Here is a 20,901-nt window from a genome sequence, read left to right as displayed (position 1 = left end):
ATGCGCCTAAAAGTAGGTGTGCTCATGGGTGGTTTTACACCCGAACGCCATATATCATTAGAAAGTGGGCGGAATGTGTACAGCAAATTGTTTGCCTCTACCCAATATGAAGCCCTTCCCCTTTTTCTATCTGGTTCTAAGGAGTCCTATCGTATTTTTACCCTTCCTGCTGCTCTCTTGCTGAAAGATAATGCAGATGATATCCATGATGCGCTGATGCATCCAGCTAAATTTAGCAAATCAGAAGCATTGTTAACCGCTATTAGAAAAGAGGCTGCCTCCATTACAAAATATTATGCAAAGGATGCTATTTTTACACCAGAAGCGCTGAGTTTTCCTGCCTTAAAAGAAAGAATAGATTTTATGTTTATAGCGCTCCATGGTAGGCCTGGAGAAGATGGCACCCTGCAAGAGCGGTTAGAGGCCTATGATATACCTTATAACGGATCTGGTATCGCCACTACCGCTTTAACCATTGATAAGTATGCGACCAATCAATTTTTAGCCCAAAAGGGGTTTTATGTTGCAGAACAGCTTCTTATCACAAAAAAAGATTGGACCGCTCACCAGGCTAGCATTATCCATTCCATCGAGGAGGCCTTTGTTTACCCTATTATTGCCAAACCAGTCGATGATGGTTGTAGTGCAGGTGTGATGCGCCTCACGGATCGTGCCATGTTGGTGGCCTATGCATCTGCCAGTTTTAGAAGTCAACCATTAATTGCCTTTGAGCTGATGCAAACATTGGAGCTCCAAGCGGCAGACTATATTCCTAGGCAAGAACGCTTTTTGCTAGAAATCCTTATCCAAAAAGACCAAACAACCCTTGACTGCTTAGAGACTACAACAGGCTTATTGACCCATATAGATCCTAATGGCAACACCTTATATGAACTCTTTGAGCCCTCAGAGACCGTAGCAGCAGATGCCGTACTTTCATTAGAAGAAAAATTCTTAGCAGGGGAAGGGCATAATATTACCCCTGCACGCTTTCATAGCGATACCAAAGTAGCCCAAATGATCAGTAAAAGCGTCAAGGAGCAACTACAAAATATAGCAACAGCCTTAAATCTACAAGGCTATGCCAGAATAGATGCCTTTGTAAAGATTTATCCCTGTAAGAAAGTAGAAGTTTGGGTCGTTGAAATCAATGCCCTACCGGCTATGACGCCTGCTACCTGTATTTTCCACCAGTCTGCTTTAAATGGCTATATGCCATTTGATTTTATAGATGCCATTATTCAATATGGGTGGACCAAGAAAAATTTTGGCACTGCTGTAGCCGCCTTAACCTTAGATAGATGAATCAAAAAAAGCTAAAAAAGCTCCTCAAGCACCTTGTTTGCATCTTTTGCTTGAGTATAACACTCTTGTATCTATTTTTCTATATCGCATTGCCTTATATTACCCATCAAGGTAAAGTCGTTCAAGTACCTGATCTAACAGGTATCCATTTAGACGCATTGGATGAAAAGCTTAGCAAAGATCATTTGCGTTACGTAATAACAGACAACAGTGGCTATTCCGCACAGCTGCCTCCTTTTACCGTTTTACAGCAATTTCCTGCAGCAGGTGTTTGGGTGAAGGAAAATAGAAAAATCTATTTGACCTTAAATGCAGAATATCCTCCCCTTGTATCTATGCCCAACCTTATTGAAGGTTCTATTCGACATGCCCAACTGCTGTTAAAGAATAAAGGGCTAAAATTAGGCAATATCAAATATGTCCCTGACATTACAGAATATACTGTTTTAGAGCAATGGCATAATGGCCATCCTATCGCTAGTGGAAAACCCATTTATAAAGGATCAAAAATTGATTTAGTCATTAGCGCTGGCTTGGGCCAGCAAATGGTTGAAGTGCCAGATCTAACAGAGAAGCCTTTAGAAGAGGCTAATTTAATATTATTAGAACGGGGCATGCGCATAGGTATGTTGGAGCATGTTAAAAACAAAGATGCAACCATCGGAACCGTTATACGTCAAAACCCTACACCAGGCGAAAAGGTGCCATTAGGCACTGTGATTCATCTATGGGTTGTTAAGGTCTAAAATATCTGCTCACGCAATGGGATCAATTTAAAGCATGTATGGATAAAAAATTAGAACCACAAATACCTGTTCAACAAAATAAAGAGCCATTTTGGGTGCACACACCCCTAGAAAAAATGACACCATCACAATGGGAGTCCTTATGCGATGGCTGTGGTAAGTGTTGTTTGCTAAAAATACAAGAATCAACCATTCAACAGGTACGTACTACAAAAATTTGCTGCCGGTTACTCAACACCAATACCTGTAAATGTTCCAACTACAAAGAACGGTTTCGCTATGTAGATGATTGCATCAAGTTAAATCCTACAAACGTGCAGACCATTACTTGGCTACCCAAAAGCTGTGCCTATCGCCTTATTAAAGAAAAAAAAGCACTACCTGAATGGCATCCATTGATTACAAATGATCCGCAATCTACTGTTAAAAGTGGGCATTCTGTTAAAAATTTTGTGGTACACCCCGCATTGGCTAACAAACCCATTATAACTTACTTATTAGAAGAAGAGGAAATTCCCTAAGCAATCCGAGACCGTTGCAATAGAGAGACAGAGCCTATGAAGTGCTCTGCTTCTTAGTTTTGCCAGATTCTGATTCAAGCGCACATTCTGGGTGGGTTCTTTTTATATGGTCACGTAAATTACATTTCTGTATATACGTTTTCCCACACACCTCACATATGAACGGTTTTTCTCCTGTGTGGCGTCTTAAATGGACTGTTAAGTTATTTGACTGAGCGAATTTCATATCACAGTATATACATTCGAACGGTTTTTCTCCTGTATGGATTCTTAAATGGAGTGTTAAGCTATTTGACTGAGCGAATTTCATATCACAGTATATACATTCGAACGGTTTTTCTCCTGTATGGCGTCTTAAATGGGCTGTTAAGTCATTTGACTGAGCGAATTTCATATCACAGTACATACATCCGAACGGTTTTTCTCCTGTGTGGATTCTTAAATGGACTGTTAAGCCATTTGAATGAGCGAATTTCATATCACAGTATATACATTCAAACGGTTTTTCTCCTGTGTGGATTCTTAAATGCATTTCTAAGTTTTTTCTACTGGATAACCTTTTCCCACACCCATTGCATTCGCATATAAATGGGCCCTTTGATGGTATCTGTTGTACGTGTATACTGGCATGTTTGCAATAAGCCTTAAAACCATTTTCATCTTCATGGAATTTTTGAGAACATGTTCCCCAAGAACATTTGTATTTATTTATACTAACTCTAACTATATCTTTTTTTACGTGTTCGTCCTTTAAATGCTTCATTAAATCAGGAAAAGAAGAAGTGCCTACCCTACAGTACGACCAAGTACATTCAAAATATTTGTTCTGGTTTGAATTAGGTAGTTCTGATTTTTCTGACAAATCATTTTTGTTATTATCATCTTTACTTAAACAACTTATTTCATGAGGAGGTAATCCATATGCTCTTTTTAATCTTGGTACTTGGGAAGTACCTCTATAATTTTGATCAAGCTTCTCTTCACCATTAAGCCTACCTACATTACCACACCCGAATAGAAAGTATACCAAAAATAGACAGAAGAAAAACGAAGAAACGAATGCTAATTTGGAAAATACAATGACATGTATATAGCTTTTAACTTTTTTACACATAATAATAAAGTTTTATAGTTAGTTCATTTACGACTCACTTACACAGCCACACTACTTCCTAGCCAATTGAATCGTCCGTTTTACAGGCCAAAGCGCGGCCAAAGCGCTAAATAAAGTGGTTATAAGAGCGGTACATAAAAAATCAAGACCATGCATTTCTATAGGATAAGGCGTTGTCTGCCCCCCCCTAGTAAACGTAATAAAGCTAAACTTTTGCTGCAAAAATCCGACCCCCCACCCTATTATAAGGCCGTATACCATACCTTTTAAGGCGGTCAAAATCGCATGATAGAAAAAAACCTTTCCGATTTGATAAGGTGTAGCCCCAAGTGAAGCGAGCACCGCTATATCTTTTTGCTTTTGTACGATTAACATACATAACATAAAGAAAATATGCAGCGAAGCTAAAAGCAATACCAAAACAAAAATAAAACCAACAGAAAGCTGCTCAATAAAAACAGCTCTACGGCGTGTTTCATTTTGTTCATCTCGATTGGATAGCTTATACTGATCTGGCAATATCTGCTGTATGGTTGCTTGCGTCCTGTTTAGATCCGCCCCATCTTTGACCACAACCTCCCAATAGGTACGCTTATTCAAGCCATCTATCAACGCCTCCACAAAGTGAATAGGGGCAATGATATATTTGCTATCTATCGGCTTGGCCATAGAGAAGAGGCCATTCAACGCTATAGTCATCCTTTTGTATGGATTATTGAGATGGTGGCCCTGCCGCTTTGGATAAAAAACCTCTACCCTATTGCTATGGGGTCTCCACTGTAAAAATTGACCAACCCCTATACCTGCAATAGCTTGAGGAAAATCATCCCCCGAAAAAGCCACCGCATCCATACGGGTACAATTTCTATAAAAATCACTTTCCATGAAATTACTCGATACCCCTTTAACCGTCACAATTGCTTGCTGGCGGTGCAACCGTACCAATGCAGTAGCCTCTAATACTTCCACGACATCTGTTACACCAGGAAGATACATGATATTTCTTTTTAATTTCGTATCATAGAGGAATGTTTTACCTGCTTTGGGTTCTATTTTTAAGGTAGGCGTATAGGCATAAAATAAAGCCGATAATAGCTTTTTCATGCCATGCATAGTAGATAATACCAATACCAAAATAGCGGTACCCAAGGCTACACTGTAACAAGAAAGCCTGGATAACCTATATACCCATGTAGCTTTGCGATGCTTTTTAAGATAACGTTTAGCAAGAAAAAAAGAAATTTCCATATAAATTATAATAGGATATACACTAGACGTAAAATAATTAAGGCAGACATAGAAAAATTTAAATAATAGTAGCAGCAAGTACTTATAAAATTTCTTGTATAAATTTAAAAAATATTCTACTTTTGCCTGCTAAAAGACGAATCTAAAGGCTTTTAATAAAGCACAGTTTAAATTTAAGTTTAATTTATTTTTTCACTTTTACAATTATGTATTGGACACTTGAGTTAGTATCGCATCTAGAAGATGCCCCTTGGCCAGCTACCAAGGATGAATTAATAGACTATGCCAAACGGTCAGGCGCCCCTTTTGAGGTCATTAGAAATCTAGAGGAATTGGATGATGATGATTATCCCTATACCTCTATTGAAGAAATATGGCCCGACTATCCAACAGGTGATGATTTTATCTTTAATGAAGATGAATATTAAACCTTAAAGATCAGAAGCTCAGATAAAGAAGAGCGTTCAAATTGCGCGCTCTACTAGTTACTATTCATCGAAGCCCTGACACATGATCATATAAAAGCATCGTACATCTTTTAATATGTTGGCAATCATTTCTAGGTAATAAGGCGTTATACGTTCACGATAACCCCTTATCCTAGATTGCATTCAACACCAACGTTATTCATATAGTTATAACCTTTTAAAGGTGTTACATCTATGCATAAAAAATATAAACAAACCATACCATGTATAAGCTTAATAGTCGGCTTAGCGCTTTTTTTTTGCATACCACTTAAGCTAAAGGCAAACCCTCCCACTCCTACTGCTTATAAACTTAAAAAGATAACCATAATTTCTACAGGTGCTATAGAGCCGATGCCACGATATCCTTACTTGCGCCTGGTAAAATGGTTGGCTCCTACAACGCATCCTTCATTAATCTACAGATACATCACCTTAAAACCTGGTGACACTTTTGATGCGCAAGCACTATCCTGTATTAGGAAACAGTTCATGGCACTACCTTACTTTTCAACTGTATCGATTATACCTAAAAAGGTGGATGGAACCAACGAAACCCTCCTATTTGATCTCATCATAGAGACCAAAGATCGATTTCCTATAACCATTGACTTAAGCCTAGGTGAAGGACCATTGCTTACCATAACGCACCATAATGCATGGGGCTATGGACACCTGTTTAGCCATCAGCTTTTTCTAAAGAAAAGATGGGGTTACGGCTTAACCTATGCACTCCCCAGACTGGATGGAAACTGTCTTTTAGGCGGACAATATTACAACCAGATTAGCAATACGTATACATTTAATTACCAAAACCTCTGGATCAGCAAATTATGCGCTATGCAGCAAAAAGAAGCCTGCATTCCCTATTATTGGACCATTGGACTAAGCGGCGCTAAGAAAACGTTTGCTACATGCCCCGCCCTTTCTGCTACGCAGAATAGACCTTACCACAATTATAAACTGATTTTAGGTAAAGTAGGCTGGGTATCAGATGGTTATGAAGCAATAACTGGTGTATATACACTACATGGCTTGGAAAAACTACCCAAAGGGGGATCTATAGAAATGCTATATGGCTACCAACAAGGCGCCTTTAACCATAGACATTATATCGGTATCCATTGTATTAAAAATATCGCAAACTCCAGACTCAAACATTTACATTTAAGCTGTGAATCAGGATCATTTATACATAAAAAAGCGTTAGAAGAAGCAGTACTGAAACTCAAATTGGCTTATGTCGGTCCGTCCATACAAACCTGTAATCGCGCACGCCAGTCTATTGCTATAGACTATATAATGGGTTACCGCATGCCTAAGGAACGGATGTTAGGCATCATGCATCGTGACCCAGAAGCCTTAGAGGAGCCTGACGAGGACAACCGGATGCACACACCGATCTGTACACGGCTGAACGTGCATCTAGACAGCACTTTGCATATGCCAATTGTGCTCAACGCTATGCGCTTTGTATTCCTTGGATTTGTTGATTTTATAGCGCTTTACAATCAAAATAATCAGCTATTGAATCAGACATTGGTAAACAGCTATGGCATAGGCTTACAGCTTGCACATGTTACCATACCATGGCTGGCAGGCATACTGAAAATAGGGTATAGCCCTTTATTAGGCAAGTTGGTACCATCTGTGCAGTTTTCTATGGGTCAATTTAAAAACAAAACAGAACCTAAACCTACACTAGTTGCCTACAGCTAATCGCTTAAAATCATTCTACCTTAGCCACCTATAATGGGTATAGAAGCAATTTACCAGAAATATTTAACCACAGGGTCTGTAACCACAGATACACGTGATTTGGCTCCAAATGCACTTTTTTTTGCAATCCGGGGGCCTAACTTTAATGGCAATGCCTTTGCTGCAGAAGCCCTAGCAAAGGGCGCTCGTTATGTAGTGATAGATGACCCTGCTTATGCCATGCCCTCATCTGCTTATATTATAGTAGAAGATAGCCTGGCCACCCTAATCGCATTAGCGGGCTACCATCGGTTGCAATATACCCTTCCGGTTATAGCCATAACCGGTTCTTATGGTAAAACCACAACCAAAGCACTGATCTACACCACCTTGCAGACCACTTATAGAACAGTAGCAACTAAGGGCAACTTAAATACGCCCATTGGAGTAGCACTAACCCTTTTGTCGATCAAACAGGATACCCAAATAACAGTTATAGAAATGGGTGCGACCCAATTGGGCGATATTGCTTTGTGTTGTAACATAGCCAGGCCTACACATGGTATCATCACCGCAATTGGCGAAGCGCATCTTGGAGGATTTGGCAATATCGGAGGTGTCATTCAGGGCAAAAGTGAGCTATATGACTACCTCTATGCTACGGGTGGCACGATTTTTTTGAATAGCTTAGACCCCTTATTGGCCACCATCAGCAAGCGATTTACAAAAGCCATTACCTACCCTCAACCCAACGACTTTACACCGCTTGAGTGGGTTGGTGAAACGCCCTATCTGCGTTATAAATCCTCAGAAGGAGAAGAATATACTACCCATCTACTAGGAAAGCCCCATATAAACAATATAGCCGCAGCGCTTTGTATCGCCCAATATTTTAATGTACCGAGCCCAGCAGCCCATCAAGCCATTCAAAGCTATATCCCCACCAATCAACGGATGCAATTAGTGATGAAAGGGAGCAATCAATTAATTGTAGATAGCTACAATGCCAGCCCTGCTTCTGTGCAAGCAGCACTGGATGCATTATTGCAATTAAAGGTGCGCTACCGCTTGGTTATTTTAGGTGATATGGCCGATTTAGGGGGCCAGACTACTCTTTGGCACGATAAAATTGTTGGACAGCTTTGCAGACCTTATTATGACCATGTACTACTATGTGGTCCTTTTTTCACCTTTTCTGCCCACAAATACCAGAATCCGAAGATGCATTGTTTTCCAGATAAAGCAGCATTGGCAGACTATTTAGCCAGACACAGCTATCAAAATAGTGGCATTTTATTAAAAGCAGCCCATAGCATGGCGCTGCATACATTAGTAGAGCAGTTGTAAATAATAGCCTTCTTTCGAAACGCTACTTCTGCTAGTAATTTGCGCGTCGATCCGGTGCTCAAATCCTCACGTACATCTAGTACGCTCTGGTTTTACGCACCGTGTCTCCTACAAATTCCTCAGGATAAGCGCGTTTCGAGAGAATTCCAATAGATATAGATCATTTTATACTAGATACAATCTAATTTTCAGGAATTATATGCACGTTTTTCTTATAAATTCAGTAAATTTACATACCCCTATGTTATAGGGCTATAGGGATAGGTGGGTGAGTGGCTTAAACCAGCAGTTTGCTAAACTGCCGTATGGATTGATCTGTACCGGGGGTTCGAATCCCCCCCTATCCGCAGGTTATATTTCTTTTGAAATTCGGGGCGTAGCGTAGCTCGGTTATCGCGTCTGCTTTGGGAGCAGAAGGTCGCAGGTTCGAATCCTGCCGCCCCGACGAAAAGAATGCTGTCAGCCATCCATTTTAGGTTCCGTAGCTCAATGGATAGAGCAACTGCCTTCTAAGCAGTAGGTTGAAGGTTCGAGTCCTTCCGGGACCACTGCCTATTTCCCTGCTATTTCGTTATCACTGATCCACTAGGAAAGTTTGTTAATTTCAGAGATGGATAAGCCCGTTAGCATAACAATCTCTTCCAAAGCATAACCCTTTTTAAGCATAGATTCGGCGATTTCTCGCTTGCCTTTTTCAATCCCTTTTTAAGTTGACGCCATTACCTGTTCACCAAGGCCGTGACTAGATAAAATCTATACCGTCCAGTTTGCCGCTTTGCAACTCCTTCATGATCTGCTACAGATCGCTGTCTAACTTGTCTGAATGTTCCTTAATAGACTTCACCGATTCAACGCGCTCCTTCTCTCTCGGAGCCTTTTTTAAATCCTCTTCCGCCTTCTCTTTGGCCTTTCCTAGGGTATCCAGCGCTTTCTGATCACTCTCACTGTTCCAGTACTTGCTGCCCGGAAACCACCTACGATCCACCTCATTTTTCTTCTGATTAAATTCCGTTTCTCGAACCTCAAATTCCTTCTTCTGCTGCTCATAACGATTATGACACCTGCATCCACTCCTCCAGCTCTTTTTCTTTATCTTGCTTCTGTTGCTCTAGTTTCTCCTTCATCTTACGATACACTTTATCGAGTTCTTGCTTTGCATCCTTGGTCATATTCACCTCCCCCTCAGGAACGGCTTTTTTATAAGCCTTCCTCAGATCGTCTTCATCGTCACCCTCAGAAACATCATCAGGTTTCTGGGTATCATCGACATCGCTACCACCAGCTGATCCAACCACTGACGCCTTTTGCCATTACTCTTGCCTATATTATTCAAGGAACCTTTAGACTTAGACTTCGAAGGGGTGGGACTATCCCCACATCCACATTTTTAACATTTTTTATAGTTATGCACTATACTTTTTACTAAAAGCTTTACTTATAAAGTAAGTATATCAAAGGTATAACAGATATAACATATTTTACCTATCCGCAAGCGATTTTGCAGATTTATAACAGATTTTATCTATTTGCAAGTATTTATACTAACCTTTTTGCAATAAAAATAATTTTTTATAGAGGCCTTCTTGAGCAAGTAGGCTTGCATGGGTGCCCTCTTCTACGATTTTACCTTGATCCAATACAATAATTTTATCGGCATGATAAATGGTGCTTAACCTATGGGCTACTACAATAGAGGTTTTATTTTTAATAAGCAATTGAAGGCCTTCGTGTAGGTTGCGCTCAGAGGCACTATCCAAAGCTGAGGTGGCTTCATCTAGCACTAAAATAGGCGGATTCCCTAATATTGCTCTGGCAATGCAAATACGCTGCCTTTGACCACCAGAAAGCTTATTGCCATTTTCTCCAATCATGGTATGATAGCCTTGGGGTAAAGCCATAATAAAATCATGTGCACAAGCTACTTGAGCGGCTTCTATAACAGCTGCTTTGCTGAAACCTGGCCTATTCAAGACAATGTTGTTCAAAATGGTGTCGTGAAATAAAATAGATTCCTGGGTGACCACGCCGATTAAACGATGTAGCGAGGTAGGACACATCTGTGAAATAGGCAAGTGATCTATTGCAATGGTGCCATGGTTGGGTTGATAGAGACCAGACAAGAGCGATAATAGGGTAGACTTTCCTGATCCAGAAGCCCCAACCAATCCTATGGTTTCACCTTTTTGGATGGTAAGATTGATCTGGTGTAAGACTTCTTTGCTGCCATCATAAGCAAAAGAAACATCCTTAAAGAGGATTTGACTGGTGAATGTAGTAGATACCTGCTCACCAGACAAGGGGTTAAGCGTGGATTTTTGATCCAGCAAACCGAAAATACGCCTTCCAGCAGCCATTCCGCGTTGAATATGGCCAATAGATCTTGAAATCATTTTGATAGGTATAAGGGTTTGGGAGCAAATAATAATGTAGGCAATAAAAGTACTGGGTGTAAGCATGCTGCGATCTAAAAGGATCAAATGGCCACCATAGGCAAGTATAATGGAAACGGCTACCACACTTAACGATGCAGATATAGGGGCAATCATATAGGACTTTTTTGCTACAGCCATATTGGTACGGATATACAACCTGCTTTCTTTATTAAAATGGTTCACAGCATATTGCTGCGCACCAAATATTTTAATGATACGGATGCCACTTACAGTCTCTGCAATCAAATTCATTAAATGGCCAAGCGACTTTTGGGTTTGATCGGTCCATTTACGAAGGGATTGTATAATCTGAGCAATGGTCCACCCGACAATGGGTAAAAATAATAAAGTAAACAGGCTAAGCTTTGGAGACATGTAAAATAGAACGACAATGTAACAAAAAAGTTGAGTGGGTTCTTTTAAAAAGAGACGCAAAGTATCGGGCACTACATATTCAATTTCTTGAATATCAACAGTAATACGTGCCATTATATCTCCTTTCTTTTGATCAGTAAAGTATTGAACAGAAAGATCTAAGCTTTTTTTAAAGAGTGCCAAACGCAAATTATGGACTAGGTTTACGCGTACTTTAGCCATGGTAACATCTGCTATATATCTAAAAAAGCCGCTAATGGCATTAGATAGCATAAATAAAAATGCCAACAAAGAGAGGGCACTGATTTTACCGTAATCGATAATGAGTTTTATAAAATAGTAATTAAATAAGCTGGTAAAATAGCCAATCTCTAGCTGCCATTTTGGCTTTACCTGTTCTTCGAATAACAAACGGTTTAACTCTTCTTGGTTAAACAACACTTTAAGCAAGGGAATCACCAATCCATAGGTAACCAATCCAAAAAAAATGGATAGAAGAATAGCCAAAAAATAATACAAAGCGGACTTCTTTAAAGGCCCTGCGTAAGCTATAATCCTAGAATACATGCGCATTGAAAAAGTGTCATTTTAAACGATCAGCCCTCGATAAAAAGATCACTGGCTATTTTATCAGCTAGCAATTTACCACTATTTGTTAAATAAAGTGTATGGCCGCTCAAATAGGCCAACTTCCATAAGATCATTTTTTCTAAATAATCTTTTTGGGTGGCCATAAGGTCAATCGCATATTGCTTATAAATCCAGTCGAAGTCACAGCCCCAGCAGGTTCTAATACTGGTCATAATATATTCATTTACATGATTGGCTATGGTTAGAGCTTCTTCGGTATAAGGGCATTGCCCATTTTGGATAGCTTTAACGTACAAAGCATTATGGGAGATATTCCATTGTCTTTGCAGACCATTATAGGCATGCGCACCGGGCCCTATTCCTATGTAGGGACCTGATTTCCAGTAGTTGGTATTGTGCCTGGAATATTTTTCAGGCTTGCAAAAGTTAGAAATTTCATAATGGAGATAACCCTGTTGGCTACAAATTGCTACTGTTCGTTCAAACTGTTCTGCGGTTAAGCTTTCGTCTATTTCACTGATGCGTCCTTGTGCATGCCAATGGCCAAATACAGTTTTGGGTTTTATGGTCAAACAATAGGCGGAAATATGTTCTGGCGCTAGTAATAAGGCTTGTGTTAAATCGGCATGCCAATCCAGCATAGTCATACCAGGAATCGCATAGATAAGGTCTATATTTAGGTTATCAAAACCAGCAGTACGTGCCCACGCTATGCTATTTTGTGCCATAGCACTGGTATGGGCTCTATTCATATAATGAAGGGCCTGGTCATTAAAAGATTGTATGCCTATACTCAGCCTATTGACACCCATATGGCGCAATCCTTGCAATTTTTCAAGCGTTAGGTCATCAGGATTCGCCTCTAATGTAATCTCTGCTTCGGATGCAATCGGAAAGGATTGTACGACCTGATTGAGTAACCGCTCTATTTCTTCAAGAGTTAATAAAGAAGGCGTACCACCACCAAAATAAATACTGGCAATGGGCATCCCTTTTAAATAATCTTGACGCAGCACGATTTCTTTACGCATAGCCTCCACCACCAACGATTTGAGTTTCAAATTTGTGCTAAAGTGAAAGGCACAATAGTAACATGCTTGCTTACAAAATGGAATGTGCAGGTAGATGCCGGCATGATTTTTGGTTTGTGCTTGGATCAATGGCATAAGATTATGTTGGTACAAATGCGTCATAAGCGCGCTGTAAAGATAACGAACTCATACATTTTATTCAAAAGAACCTTTACGCTTCCACCGCTGGCCGCCGATAAAAAGTTTAGCACACAGTAAAAATAATGAAGTGCCAAGTTTTTTTATCGACGGCCACTAGCGTTTTAACTTGATGCAATGGGAACAATCCTGATTAAAATTATGTTTTATATTGATAATAAATAAAAAATATACACATTCAGTTAATACTATTTCCTGAATACGTACAAACCAACCAATTTTTTTCGAATCTGATAAAGCGTTAAAAACAGATAAGTTTTTACAAAAAGTTGCAATTTTCGTCTAAAATGCGTAAACATTCTTGTGCAATATTTTAAATATTCAAAACTATGTTAGCGCACCTAAAACAAAGATGGAAACTGGCTGTATGCAATGGTGTATTCATACATTTAATTGGATGTAATGCAAGCCAAGTAAAATTGGGTATACGTGGCGAGTTAAATACGAGTAGTGTAGCTACAAAAAGCAGTCAAGCGCCTAAGGGTACTGTTCCTGACAAAATAGAGGTAAATGAAGTACTGAGCGATATACACAATATTTTCAAGACAACTGATCTCAATGAGGTAATAAAAAAATTTAACTCTTCTAAAGCTGATAAGACTGAGGAATTACAAACAGACGAAAAAGAGAAGCTTAGGATTATTTTAGATACAAGTCAAAACATTACTGATTGGCAACTTGCTTATCCTGCTGTTAGAAAACTCCTTATTACTTATAAGCTCGGTGATAGCGAGCTTAGTGAGCTTAATAAGAAAGAATGCATACGATGCATAACTCACATAATTAACATAATCAAGCATGATGCTAAGCAGTATCTTAAGATTATTATAAAGGCCGATGAATCTTGCGAATTAGTAGAAAAAAATTACAACTGGGAAGCTGAAAACAACCTAGTACAGAACATTAAGGATTATCTACAGCATAGCCATGCAATTCTTATGATTTTAAAAAATTGTAACACATATAGCACATATATATCAGACCATATTGATAAGTTGCAGGAGAACTTTTTTTACGCTACCACAGCCTTGAATAATACTCAAACGCATGCTACAAGCAATTCATCAGAAGCTACTACTACAACCCCTGAAAACAGCACGCAATCTAATTCGAGTAAACGTCGTAAATCTCCTAAAGAAGGTACTAAAAAATCTAAGCACGTGCATTTTGGATCAGATACCAGATAATATATAATATACTAATAAACATAGCTAAGATACTTGTTGGGCAAGTGCAAATATTCACAAACTAAGAAATGTTAAGAAGTATTATATTGTTTTAAATCAGTAAAATAAATCCAAAACGCACATTATTAAGAGGTTTTGGGCATTATGGCCGCCGATAAAATTTGGCACTTTCAGTAAAACGGAAGTCTTTGAGCGAACTGTTTTGCATCGGATTAGAAAATCATGTGTGAAGCACGCGTAGCGGGCTGAGTTTATGATTTTCCCGATGTAAAACAATTCATTTCATTATTTTACTGCGTGCCAAATTTTTTATCGGCGGCTACCAGAGCGCAGCATACGAACAGCCTATAAAGACATTTACTACCTTTCGATCAAGCAAAAAGTAGAACAAACCCCTACCCCCACACCACTCCTATTGTACACCCTTTCCCTACAACCTGTACATCCATGCCATCCAATGCGCCGTCACTATACACCATCTGTGTAGCTGCAGCAACCGCTTTAAGATCTTCGCTGATATCCTCATCTAAAAGCGCACCACGAATGGTTAACAACCGAATCGGCGCTTTTATAGAAAGCTGACCATCCGCCTTTGCCTTACGTACCAATCCAATAATTTCCCTAAGATGCGTGATTTGGTCAAGTTGTGCCTGACTTAAAGCAGTATCTAATATCCATTTAGGCCAATTCCCTTTTTGGTGAATAGACCCCTTATGCGGATAAAGCCCCTGAGCAAGCTCTTCCGTAATATGGGGCAAAATAGGCGAAAAAAGCTGTAATAAACCATAAAAAGTATGGTAAAGCGTTATAATCGCACTAGACTGGCCTTGAGGATCCTGTGCCAGTTCATCATAGACCCTAGCCTTACTAATCTCGAGATAATCATCACAAAAAACAGACCAAAAGAATTTTTCTACCGCCTCCAATACCTCTGCATACCCATAGGCTAAAAAGTGCAGATGGACCTTTTCCGTCAAATCTGCTAAGGACTGTAAAAGCCATTTATCTAGCGTATGGGTAATCGCATGCAACGGAAGCGGCTGATTGAGCCCTTCTACCTTATCAAGGTGGCTTAAGATAAATTTACCAGCATTCCATAGCTTAGTAACCAGCCGTTTCCCATTTTTCATCACATTATCGCAATAGCAAGTATCCGCCCCCAAACGCGCATTGGCTGCCCAATAGCGGATTACATCCGCGCCATATGTTTGCAACAACTTTTCAGGAAGGAGCACATTACCTTTAGACTTAGACATTTTCTGCTTATCTGGCGCTAGACACCATCCATTGATCATCACATTGTGCCAAGGAAGGCTATCTTCATGCAAATGCGCCTTGAGTAAAGTATAAAAAGCCCAAGTCCGTATAATTTCATGGGCTTGTGGACGCAAATCCATGGGAAACAACTGCCGGTGCCTAGCATAGTCTATGCTAAAATCCTTATTAATAGCATAAGAAGAAAGTTGTGGAGAAATACTACTGGTCGCCCAGGTATCCATTACATCATAATCGGGTTCTACCTCCTCCCTTGTATAACCTACAGGTAAATCTTCAAGTGGGTTTACAGGTAGTTGGTCAGTAGATGGTACCAAAACCTTCCCTTCTTCTCCCACTCTTTTAGAATACCAAACCGGAAAAGGCACTCCAAAATAGCGTTGGCGGCTAATACACCAATCCCAAGCGATGCCATTCACCCACTCCTCCAGTCTATGTTGCATCGCAGCAGGATGCCATTTCAGTTGATTGACCTTAGCTAAAAGTGTCGATTTATGGTCAATCGTTCGCACAAACCACTGAGGCGTAGTAAGAATTTCCAAAGGTGCACCAGAACGTTCTGCACATTTTACAGACTGATGTACAGCGGTTTGCTTTACCAAAAGCGACTGATCTTGTAAGATTTGAATGATTTTTTCACGTGCTTCTGCTACCTTTAGCCCTTGCAACGGACCAACATGGGTAACTCTGCCCTGTTTATCTAGGATGATAGCAGTAGGTAGCTGGTGTTTTTTCCACCATAGTATATCTGTTTGGTCGCCAAAGGTACAACACATCACCAAACCCGTCCCCTTATTGGGCTGCACCAACCCGTCTGCTAAAATAGGCACCCTGATATTAAAGATAGGTGTAATCGCATATGTACCCGCTAAATGCTGGTAACGTAAGTCATCTGGATGATAAAATAAGGCTACACAAGCAGGCAATAACTCCGGCCGCGTAGTAGCAATCGGTAGAGGCGTTTGCGTCGCTTCATGTGTAAATAGAATGTCATACATATAAGCAGTTCGCGCCTTTTCTTCAATATCGGCTTGTGCCAAAGCGGTACCATCTACTGGATCCCACAACATAGGTTGTGCACTACGGTATACCTCCCCGCTTTCTAAAAGCGCCAAAAAAGAGAGCTGTGAAAGCTTACGAGAGCGTGGGCTAATCGTTTGATATTCTAGGCTCCAATCAACAGAAAGGGCCATGGCTTTAAAAAGATTCCTAAACTTTTCCTCTTCATGCGCAACTACTTCTTGGCATAAGCGTATAAAAGCCGCTCTATCCATATGAGCGGCACGCACCCCTTTTTGTTTTTCTACCAAGCGTTCCGTAGGCAAGCCATTGTCATCAAAGCCCATGGGATAAAAAATATTCTTACCCAACATACGCTGAAATCGAACGATAAAGTCAGCCTGTGTATAGCTACAGGCATGGCCTATATGCAACTGTCCGGAAATGGTAGGCGGAGGTGTATCTACCACAAAAGTAGCAGCACGAGGCGCGGTAGGATCCCAGCTGTAGAGCGCCTCTGTTGCCCAAAAGCACTGCCAATGTTTTTCTCGTTCTAAAAAGTTGTAACGTTGCGGCAAAAAGGGTTTGGTCATTTGTTTCAAGTTGAAAAAATGGTTTAGGGATTTAAAATACCACAAATATAATGGGCCTGTAACCATTATCCTATAGCTTACCCCATTCAAGATGGTTGCATCTAAGAAGGATAATCAAATGCTTAGAGAAAACCCACTAGCTTATCTATCATTTCTTTATACAAGTAGCCTTACACATCCCAATGCCATCCAATTCGTCAGGTAAAATAGATCATCAATCTTTAGATTGGTCGCTTCTTCATGTCATCCACTATCTCTTCATATGGATTATCCTGACTATTAATTTCCTTTAAATTTTTTAGCAATAAAATTCTTCAAAGAACTAAAAACGCTTGACTTTATTGGTGTTTGTGATGGTGGAGGAGATTCACTTTGTTTTATAGCTTCACTTCTATCATCTATACTACCTACTTCAATACTATTTTCATTTACAGTTGAAGCAGTTTGAGATTCAGATTCATTAGATACCTCATCTATATGGTTAGGCACATCTGGATCTGGCAATGCATCAGATTGACCTATAATAGGTAGTGGTTGTGTAGGTAATATCTCTGAATCTTGATTAGGTAAATCCTTTTTACTATTATTGTTAATCTGTTTAACGCCTAGATCGGAGCTATTAGGGAATGCATTGCCCTCCGCTGTGAATTCTTTTTTTTTGCGTTTAGGCCAACAACTTCCTTCAGTACACTGATCTGCTACTAGCACAGGTATAGTCAATAGCAACATTAATTTTTTTGTAGGTGTTAACATAATAAGATAAATTTAAATCGGTTAAAATAATGAAGTAGGGGTTCAGCCATTTGTTTTTTTGCTCATGCGTACCCCCCTGCTTATGCTTAAAAAGCAGCTAAAAGGCTATATAAAAAGCCCAGTCAACTTTTATAACAATTGATGATTGAGCTGCGCGCATCACTTTAGGGCAGCTCATGGGTATGGTGGCCGATTTTATTATTTTGCAAGGTAACATAGCTTTTTTGTTTTTTTAGAGTTTTTGTTTGCACGCACCATAAAGGCCCACTACCTAAACGAGCGGCTGGAGGCCAATTTTATATGCTAGCAAAGCTGTTGCTTACGCATTTGCTAACCTGAATGGGCTTACCCTTATTTAAGGGTAACAAAAAAAAATATTTTTGCAATCTTTTTTAAGATAATCATGATAGAGGCCTCTTTTTCGAAAAAGGCCTAATTGCTTTTTGATCCAACAAAAATTAGATCCATTATTCCACTGCATCAAAATGGCTATATCTGTTGTTTTAGTTACGGGTTCTGAAGGTCAATTAGGTTGTGCTTTACAGGCTACCTTTAACGCTCCTTCTTTGCTTGCGCCACTTTTTTGCAGCAAGTCAATGCTGGATATTACAGATCTAAACCAAATCGAGTCTTATATCCAAGCACATAGGGTCCAATACATTATAAATTGTGCGGCCTATACCCATGTAGCGTTAGCAGAGCAAGCAGCTGACAGCTGTTTTAAAGTAAATGGCATGGCTGCAGGCCACTTGGCTGCATTAGCTGCAAAATATGATATTGTACTCTTTCATATTTCAACAGACTATGTTTTTGGCAGTGTAGCAGAAGGCCCATTCAAGCCAAATGACCCTACCCATCCGCTCAATGCATATGGTCGATCCAAACGAGCGGGAGAACAACTGATAGCGGGACAGGCTACCCATTTTTACATCATTCGAACGGCATGGTTGTATGGCGAAACGGGCCATAACTTTTTTACAAAAATGGTGGCGTTGGCCCAAAAAGGGGGCACCATTCAAATGGTCGATGACCAAATAGGCAGCCCTACCTATGTCTACGACTTAGCAAAAGCCATTTGGGAGATGATGGCAAAAATAGCAAAAAACAATCGATCGGATTATCCCTCCGGGATCTACCATTATACCAATGAAGGGGTAGCCAGTTGGTATGATTTTGCTTATGCCATTCTAACTGCTTTGCCAAATACCTGCACCTTAATGCCGGTATCATCTCCTTTAGGGGGGCTTAAAAGGCCGTCCTACAGTGTATTAAGCAAAGCGTCTTTTCGAGAAGTATTTCAGATCAAGATTCCACACTGGAAGTATAGCCTTTCTATATGCTTAAAAAACATAAAACCTAATAGACTTCTTTTGAAACGCTAACTTCTGCTGGTAATTTGCTTGTCGATTCGGTGCTCAAATCCTCACGTACATTTAGTACGCTCCGGTTTGAAGTCTAATTATGGTTTTTTTGCTTTTCCCTATTATTTTTGCTAAATTTAAAAAATTTTTATAGTGCTTACTACACCCTTACACGCCAGCTGGTAAAGTTGGCCACAATTAGGTGATAGAATGAAAGGTACCTAGCGGTTTAGGCGCCATGGTGCCATTTAAATTTCTTATTTTAGTTTATTTTATGGCAAACGTTGTCGCAATTGTAGGAAGATCTAACGTAGGCAAGTCTACCTTTTTTAATAGATTGATTGAAGCAAGAAAAGCCATTATGGACGGATCGCTTCATACCACCCGAGACCGACATTATGGTTACGCACAATGGAGCAACAGATCTTTTACGGTCATTGATACAGGAGGCTATATGCGTGGTACGGATGATACTTTTGAGTATGGCATTCGTGAACAGATTCAACTTGCACTAGATGAAGCCAACCTCATACTTTTTATGGTCGACTGCATAGAGGGGCTAACCGATGCAGATAAAGAATTTGCCCATCTGCTGCGCAGCGTTAATAAACCTGTTTTTTTAGTAGCGAATAAATCCGAAAATATAATGGCTGCAATGGTGGCACCTAGCTTCTATGCTTTAGGTCTTGGCACACCATTCCCGATAGCAGCTATAAATGGTTCTGGAACGGGTGATCTATTGGATGCTTTGTTGCCTTACCTACAAGAAACAACGGCTACAGCAGACGAGGAGCCAGCAGATAAGCTCCCTAGGTTCACGATTTTAGGCCGCCCTAACGTAGGCAAATCTTCTTTTTTAAATGTGCTATTGGATGAAAAAAGAAGTATGGTCAGTCCGATATCTGGTACCACAAGAGATGCGATAGATACGGAATACAACCGTTACAACAAAAGATTTATCCTGACCGATACAGCAGGCATACGCAAAAAATCAAAGGTAAAGGATGCGATCGAATTTTATTCGGTATTGCGCGCCGTAAAAGCCATGCAAGATGCTGATATCTGTTTGATTATGATCGATGCCAGGCATGGTATAGAAGCACAGGATATTTCGCTTATTGCATTGGCACACCGGTATAAAAAAGGCATGGTCTTAATGGTGAATAAATGGGATTTGATCGATACAGAAACTACAACTGCAGATGCATACAGAAAACACCTATTGCGTAAGCTGGCGCCTTTAGACTATCTGCCCATTCTATTTGTTTCAACGCTAAAGAAACAAAGAGTCTACCAAACCATTGAAAAAGCACTTTCGGTTTATCAAAATAAAATAAAAAAAATTTCCACTTCTGAGTTAAACAAGGTAATCTTGCCCATTATTGAAAAAAACCACCCGCCTGCTGTAAAAGGAAAATACATCCAAATTAAATATTGCACTCAGGTTACAGGCTATGCACCTACTTTTGCTTTTTTTTGCAACCACCCAGCCTACATTCAGCCCAATTACAAAAGTTATTTAGTCAATCAACTTAGGGCACATTTTAACTTCGAAGGGGTACCTATTCAAGTAGTGTTTAAGAAAAAATAATCTGGTGGCATAGCCGTACGCGATCCGATACTCATTAAAAAAAATAAGTTGGCTGCAACTCATTAAGTT

At 39.9% G+C, this 20,901-nt stretch carries 16 protein-coding genes and 3 tRNA genes; 12 read left to right on the top strand and 7 right to left on the bottom strand.

The genetic code is table 11. The features are described 5' to 3' along the window. Genes ACOALF_RS03430 through ACOALF_RS03420 form a run of 3 tightly spaced genes read left to right on the top strand, consistent with a single transcriptional unit; the run spans nucleotide 1 to nucleotide 2,572 of the window. Nucleotides 1–1,305, top strand: a complete 1,305-nt coding sequence (locus ACOALF_RS03430) for a D-alanine--D-alanine ligase family protein (protein ID WP_419241111.1) — start codon at nucleotides 1–3, stop codon at nucleotides 1,303–1,305. Beyond that, a complete protein-coding gene (locus ACOALF_RS03425; protein WP_419241110.1) occupies nucleotides 1,302–2,051 on the top strand; it encodes a PASTA domain-containing protein in 750 nt (249 codons plus the stop codon). The genes ACOALF_RS03430 and ACOALF_RS03425 overlap by 4 nt, the downstream gene beginning before the upstream one ends. Before the next feature lie 38 nt (nucleotides 2,052–2,089). Continuing rightward, nucleotides 2,090–2,572 carry a YcgN family cysteine cluster protein gene (locus ACOALF_RS03420; RefSeq protein WP_419241109.1) on the top strand — a complete coding sequence of 161 codons (483 nt, stop codon included), beginning with the start codon at nucleotides 2,090–2,092 and terminating at the stop codon, nucleotides 2,570–2,572. A gap of 34 nt (nucleotides 2,573–2,606) precedes the next feature. On the opposite strand, the gene ACOALF_RS03415 is transcribed toward ACOALF_RS03420, so the two are convergent. Beyond that, nucleotides 2,607–3,686: a C2H2-type zinc finger protein gene (locus ACOALF_RS03415; protein WP_419241108.1), complete on the bottom strand. Its 1,080-nt coding sequence runs from the start codon at nucleotides 3,684–3,686 to the stop codon at nucleotides 2,607–2,609. Nucleotides 3,687–3,737: 51 nt separating this feature from the next. Continuing rightward, on the bottom strand, nucleotides 3,738–4,934 hold the full coding sequence (locus tag ACOALF_RS03410; protein ID WP_419241107.1) for an ABC transporter permease: 1,197 nt from the start codon (nucleotides 4,932–4,934) through the stop codon (nucleotides 3,738–3,740). 206 nt (nucleotides 4,935–5,140) lie between these two features. Between ACOALF_RS03410 and ACOALF_RS03405 the strand changes: the two genes are divergently transcribed. The 6 genes from ACOALF_RS03405 (at nucleotide 5,141) to ACOALF_RS03380 (ending at nucleotide 8,994) form a co-directional block, all read left to right on the top strand. After that, nucleotides 5,141–5,362: a DUF2795 domain-containing protein gene (locus ACOALF_RS03405; protein ID WP_034576849.1), complete on the top strand. Its 222-nt coding sequence runs from the start codon at nucleotides 5,141–5,143 to the stop codon at nucleotides 5,360–5,362. Nucleotides 5,363–5,596: 234 nt separating this feature from the next. Beyond that, entirely contained in the window at nucleotides 5,597–7,120 is a 1,524-nt protein-coding gene (locus tag ACOALF_RS03400; protein WP_419241106.1) for a hypothetical protein, read from the top strand. A gap of 33 nt (nucleotides 7,121–7,153) precedes the next feature. Further along, the gene (locus ACOALF_RS03395) at nucleotides 7,154–8,446 is read left to right on the top strand and encodes a UDP-N-acetylmuramoyl-tripeptide--D-alanyl-D-alanine ligase (protein WP_419241105.1); all 1,293 of its coding nucleotides are present in this window, start codon (nucleotides 7,154–7,156) and stop codon (nucleotides 8,444–8,446) included. A gap of 258 nt (nucleotides 8,447–8,704) precedes the next feature. Further along, a tRNA-Ser gene (locus ACOALF_RS03390) sits at nucleotides 8,705–8,793 on the top strand. Between the two features lie 23 nt (nucleotides 8,794–8,816). Further along, a tRNA-Pro gene (locus ACOALF_RS03385) sits at nucleotides 8,817–8,891 on the top strand. Nucleotides 8,892–8,921: 30 nt separating this feature from the next. After that, nucleotides 8,922–8,994 (top strand) — tRNA-Arg (locus tag ACOALF_RS03380). Between the two features lie 504 nt (nucleotides 8,995–9,498). Here ACOALF_RS03380 and ACOALF_RS03375 read toward each other — a convergent pair. From ACOALF_RS03375 to hemW, 3 genes are all read right to left on the bottom strand, one after another. Then, entirely contained in the window at nucleotides 9,499–9,741 is a 243-nt protein-coding gene (locus tag ACOALF_RS03375) for a hypothetical protein (RefSeq protein ID WP_419241104.1), read from the bottom strand. A 246-nt stretch (nucleotides 9,742–9,987) separates the two neighbouring features. Continuing rightward, nucleotides 9,988–11,826 carry an ABC transporter ATP-binding protein gene (locus ACOALF_RS03370; protein WP_419241103.1) on the bottom strand — a complete coding sequence of 613 codons (1,839 nt, stop codon included), beginning with the start codon at nucleotides 11,824–11,826 and terminating at the stop codon, nucleotides 9,988–9,990. A gap of 23 nt (nucleotides 11,827–11,849) precedes the next feature. Next, on the bottom strand, nucleotides 11,850–13,037 hold the full coding sequence (gene hemW / locus ACOALF_RS03365; RefSeq protein ID WP_419241102.1) for a radical SAM family heme chaperone HemW: 1,188 nt from the start codon (nucleotides 13,035–13,037) through the stop codon (nucleotides 11,850–11,852). 365 nt (nucleotides 13,038–13,402) lie between these two features. Here hemW and ACOALF_RS03360 point away from each other — a divergent pair, with 365 nt between their 5' ends. Further along, nucleotides 13,403–14,260 carry a hypothetical protein gene (locus ACOALF_RS03360; RefSeq protein ID WP_419241101.1) on the top strand — a complete coding sequence of 286 codons (858 nt, stop codon included), beginning with the start codon at nucleotides 13,403–13,405 and terminating at the stop codon, nucleotides 14,258–14,260. A gap of 395 nt (nucleotides 14,261–14,655) precedes the next feature. On the opposite strand, the gene ACOALF_RS03355 is transcribed toward ACOALF_RS03360, so the two are convergent. Together ACOALF_RS03355 and ACOALF_RS03350 are read right to left on the bottom strand one after the other, a co-directional pair. Beyond that, complete coding sequence (locus ACOALF_RS03355) at nucleotides 14,656–17,127, bottom strand: valine--tRNA ligase (protein ID WP_419241100.1); 2,472 nt, start codon at nucleotides 17,125–17,127, stop codon at nucleotides 14,656–14,658. A 279-nt stretch (nucleotides 17,128–17,406) separates the two neighbouring features. After that, nucleotides 17,407–17,880: a hypothetical protein gene (locus ACOALF_RS03350; protein ID WP_419241099.1), complete on the bottom strand. Its 474-nt coding sequence runs from the start codon at nucleotides 17,878–17,880 to the stop codon at nucleotides 17,407–17,409. Nucleotides 17,881–18,323: 443 nt separating this feature from the next. Here ACOALF_RS03350 and rfbD point away from each other — a divergent pair, with 443 nt between their 5' ends. Both rfbD and der read left to right on the top strand, forming a co-directional pair. Beyond that, nucleotides 18,324–19,262 carry a dTDP-4-dehydrorhamnose reductase gene (rfbD, locus tag ACOALF_RS03345; protein WP_419241098.1) on the top strand — a complete coding sequence of 313 codons (939 nt, stop codon included), beginning with the start codon at nucleotides 18,324–18,326 and terminating at the stop codon, nucleotides 19,260–19,262. Nucleotides 19,263–19,515: 253 nt separating this feature from the next. Continuing rightward, nucleotides 19,516–20,832 carry a ribosome biogenesis GTPase Der gene (gene der / locus ACOALF_RS03340; protein WP_419241097.1) on the top strand — a complete coding sequence of 439 codons (1,317 nt, stop codon included), beginning with the start codon at nucleotides 19,516–19,518 and terminating at the stop codon, nucleotides 20,830–20,832. The last annotated feature ends 69 nt before the right edge of the window (nucleotides 20,833–20,901 follow it).

The organism is Cardinium endosymbiont of Nabis limbatus (genome assembly GCF_965196625.1).
Taxonomy (GTDB): domain Bacteria; phylum Bacteroidota; class Bacteroidia; order Cytophagales; family Amoebophilaceae; genus Cardinium.
This window is presented reverse-complemented; position numbering and strand designations above follow the sequence as displayed.

Excerpts from the sequence above, each read along its gene's own strand:
- ACOALF_RS03430 (WP_419241111.1), top strand. The coding sequence starts at position 1 with ATGCGCCTAAAAGTAGGTGTGCTCATGGGTGGTTTTACACCCGAACGC.
- ACOALF_RS03425 (WP_419241110.1), top strand. The coding sequence starts at position 1,302 with ATGAATCAAAAAAAGCTAAAAAAGCTCCTCAAGCACCTTGTTTGCATC.
- ACOALF_RS03420 (WP_419241109.1), top strand. The coding sequence starts at position 2,090 with ATGGATAAAAAATTAGAACCACAAATACCTGTTCAACAAAATAAAGAG.
- ACOALF_RS03415 (WP_419241108.1), bottom strand. The coding sequence starts at position 3,686 with ATGTGTAAAAAAGTTAAAAGCTATATACATGTCATTGTATTTTCCAAA.
- ACOALF_RS03410 (WP_419241107.1), bottom strand. The coding sequence starts at position 4,934 with ATGGAAATTTCTTTTTTTCTTGCTAAACGTTATCTTAAAAAGCATCGC.
- ACOALF_RS03405 (WP_034576849.1), top strand. The coding sequence starts at position 5,141 with ATGTATTGGACACTTGAGTTAGTATCGCATCTAGAAGATGCCCCTTGG.
- ACOALF_RS03400 (WP_419241106.1), top strand. The coding sequence starts at position 5,597 with ATGCATAAAAAATATAAACAAACCATACCATGTATAAGCTTAATAGTC.
- ACOALF_RS03395 (WP_419241105.1), top strand. The coding sequence starts at position 7,154 with ATGGGTATAGAAGCAATTTACCAGAAATATTTAACCACAGGGTCTGTA.
- ACOALF_RS03370 (WP_419241103.1), bottom strand. The coding sequence starts at position 11,826 with ATGCGCATGTATTCTAGGATTATAGCTTACGCAGGGCCTTTAAAGAAG.
- hemW (WP_419241102.1), bottom strand. The coding sequence starts at position 13,037 with ATGACGCATTTGTACCAACATAATCTTATGCCATTGATCCAAGCACAA.
- ACOALF_RS03360 (WP_419241101.1), top strand. The coding sequence starts at position 13,403 with ATGTTAGCGCACCTAAAACAAAGATGGAAACTGGCTGTATGCAATGGT.
- ACOALF_RS03355 (WP_419241100.1), bottom strand. The coding sequence starts at position 17,127 with ATGACCAAACCCTTTTTGCCGCAACGTTACAACTTTTTAGAACGAGAA.
- ACOALF_RS03350 (WP_419241099.1), bottom strand. The coding sequence starts at position 17,880 with ATGTTAACACCTACAAAAAAATTAATGTTGCTATTGACTATACCTGTG.
- der (WP_419241097.1), top strand. The coding sequence starts at position 19,516 with ATGGCAAACGTTGTCGCAATTGTAGGAAGATCTAACGTAGGCAAGTCT.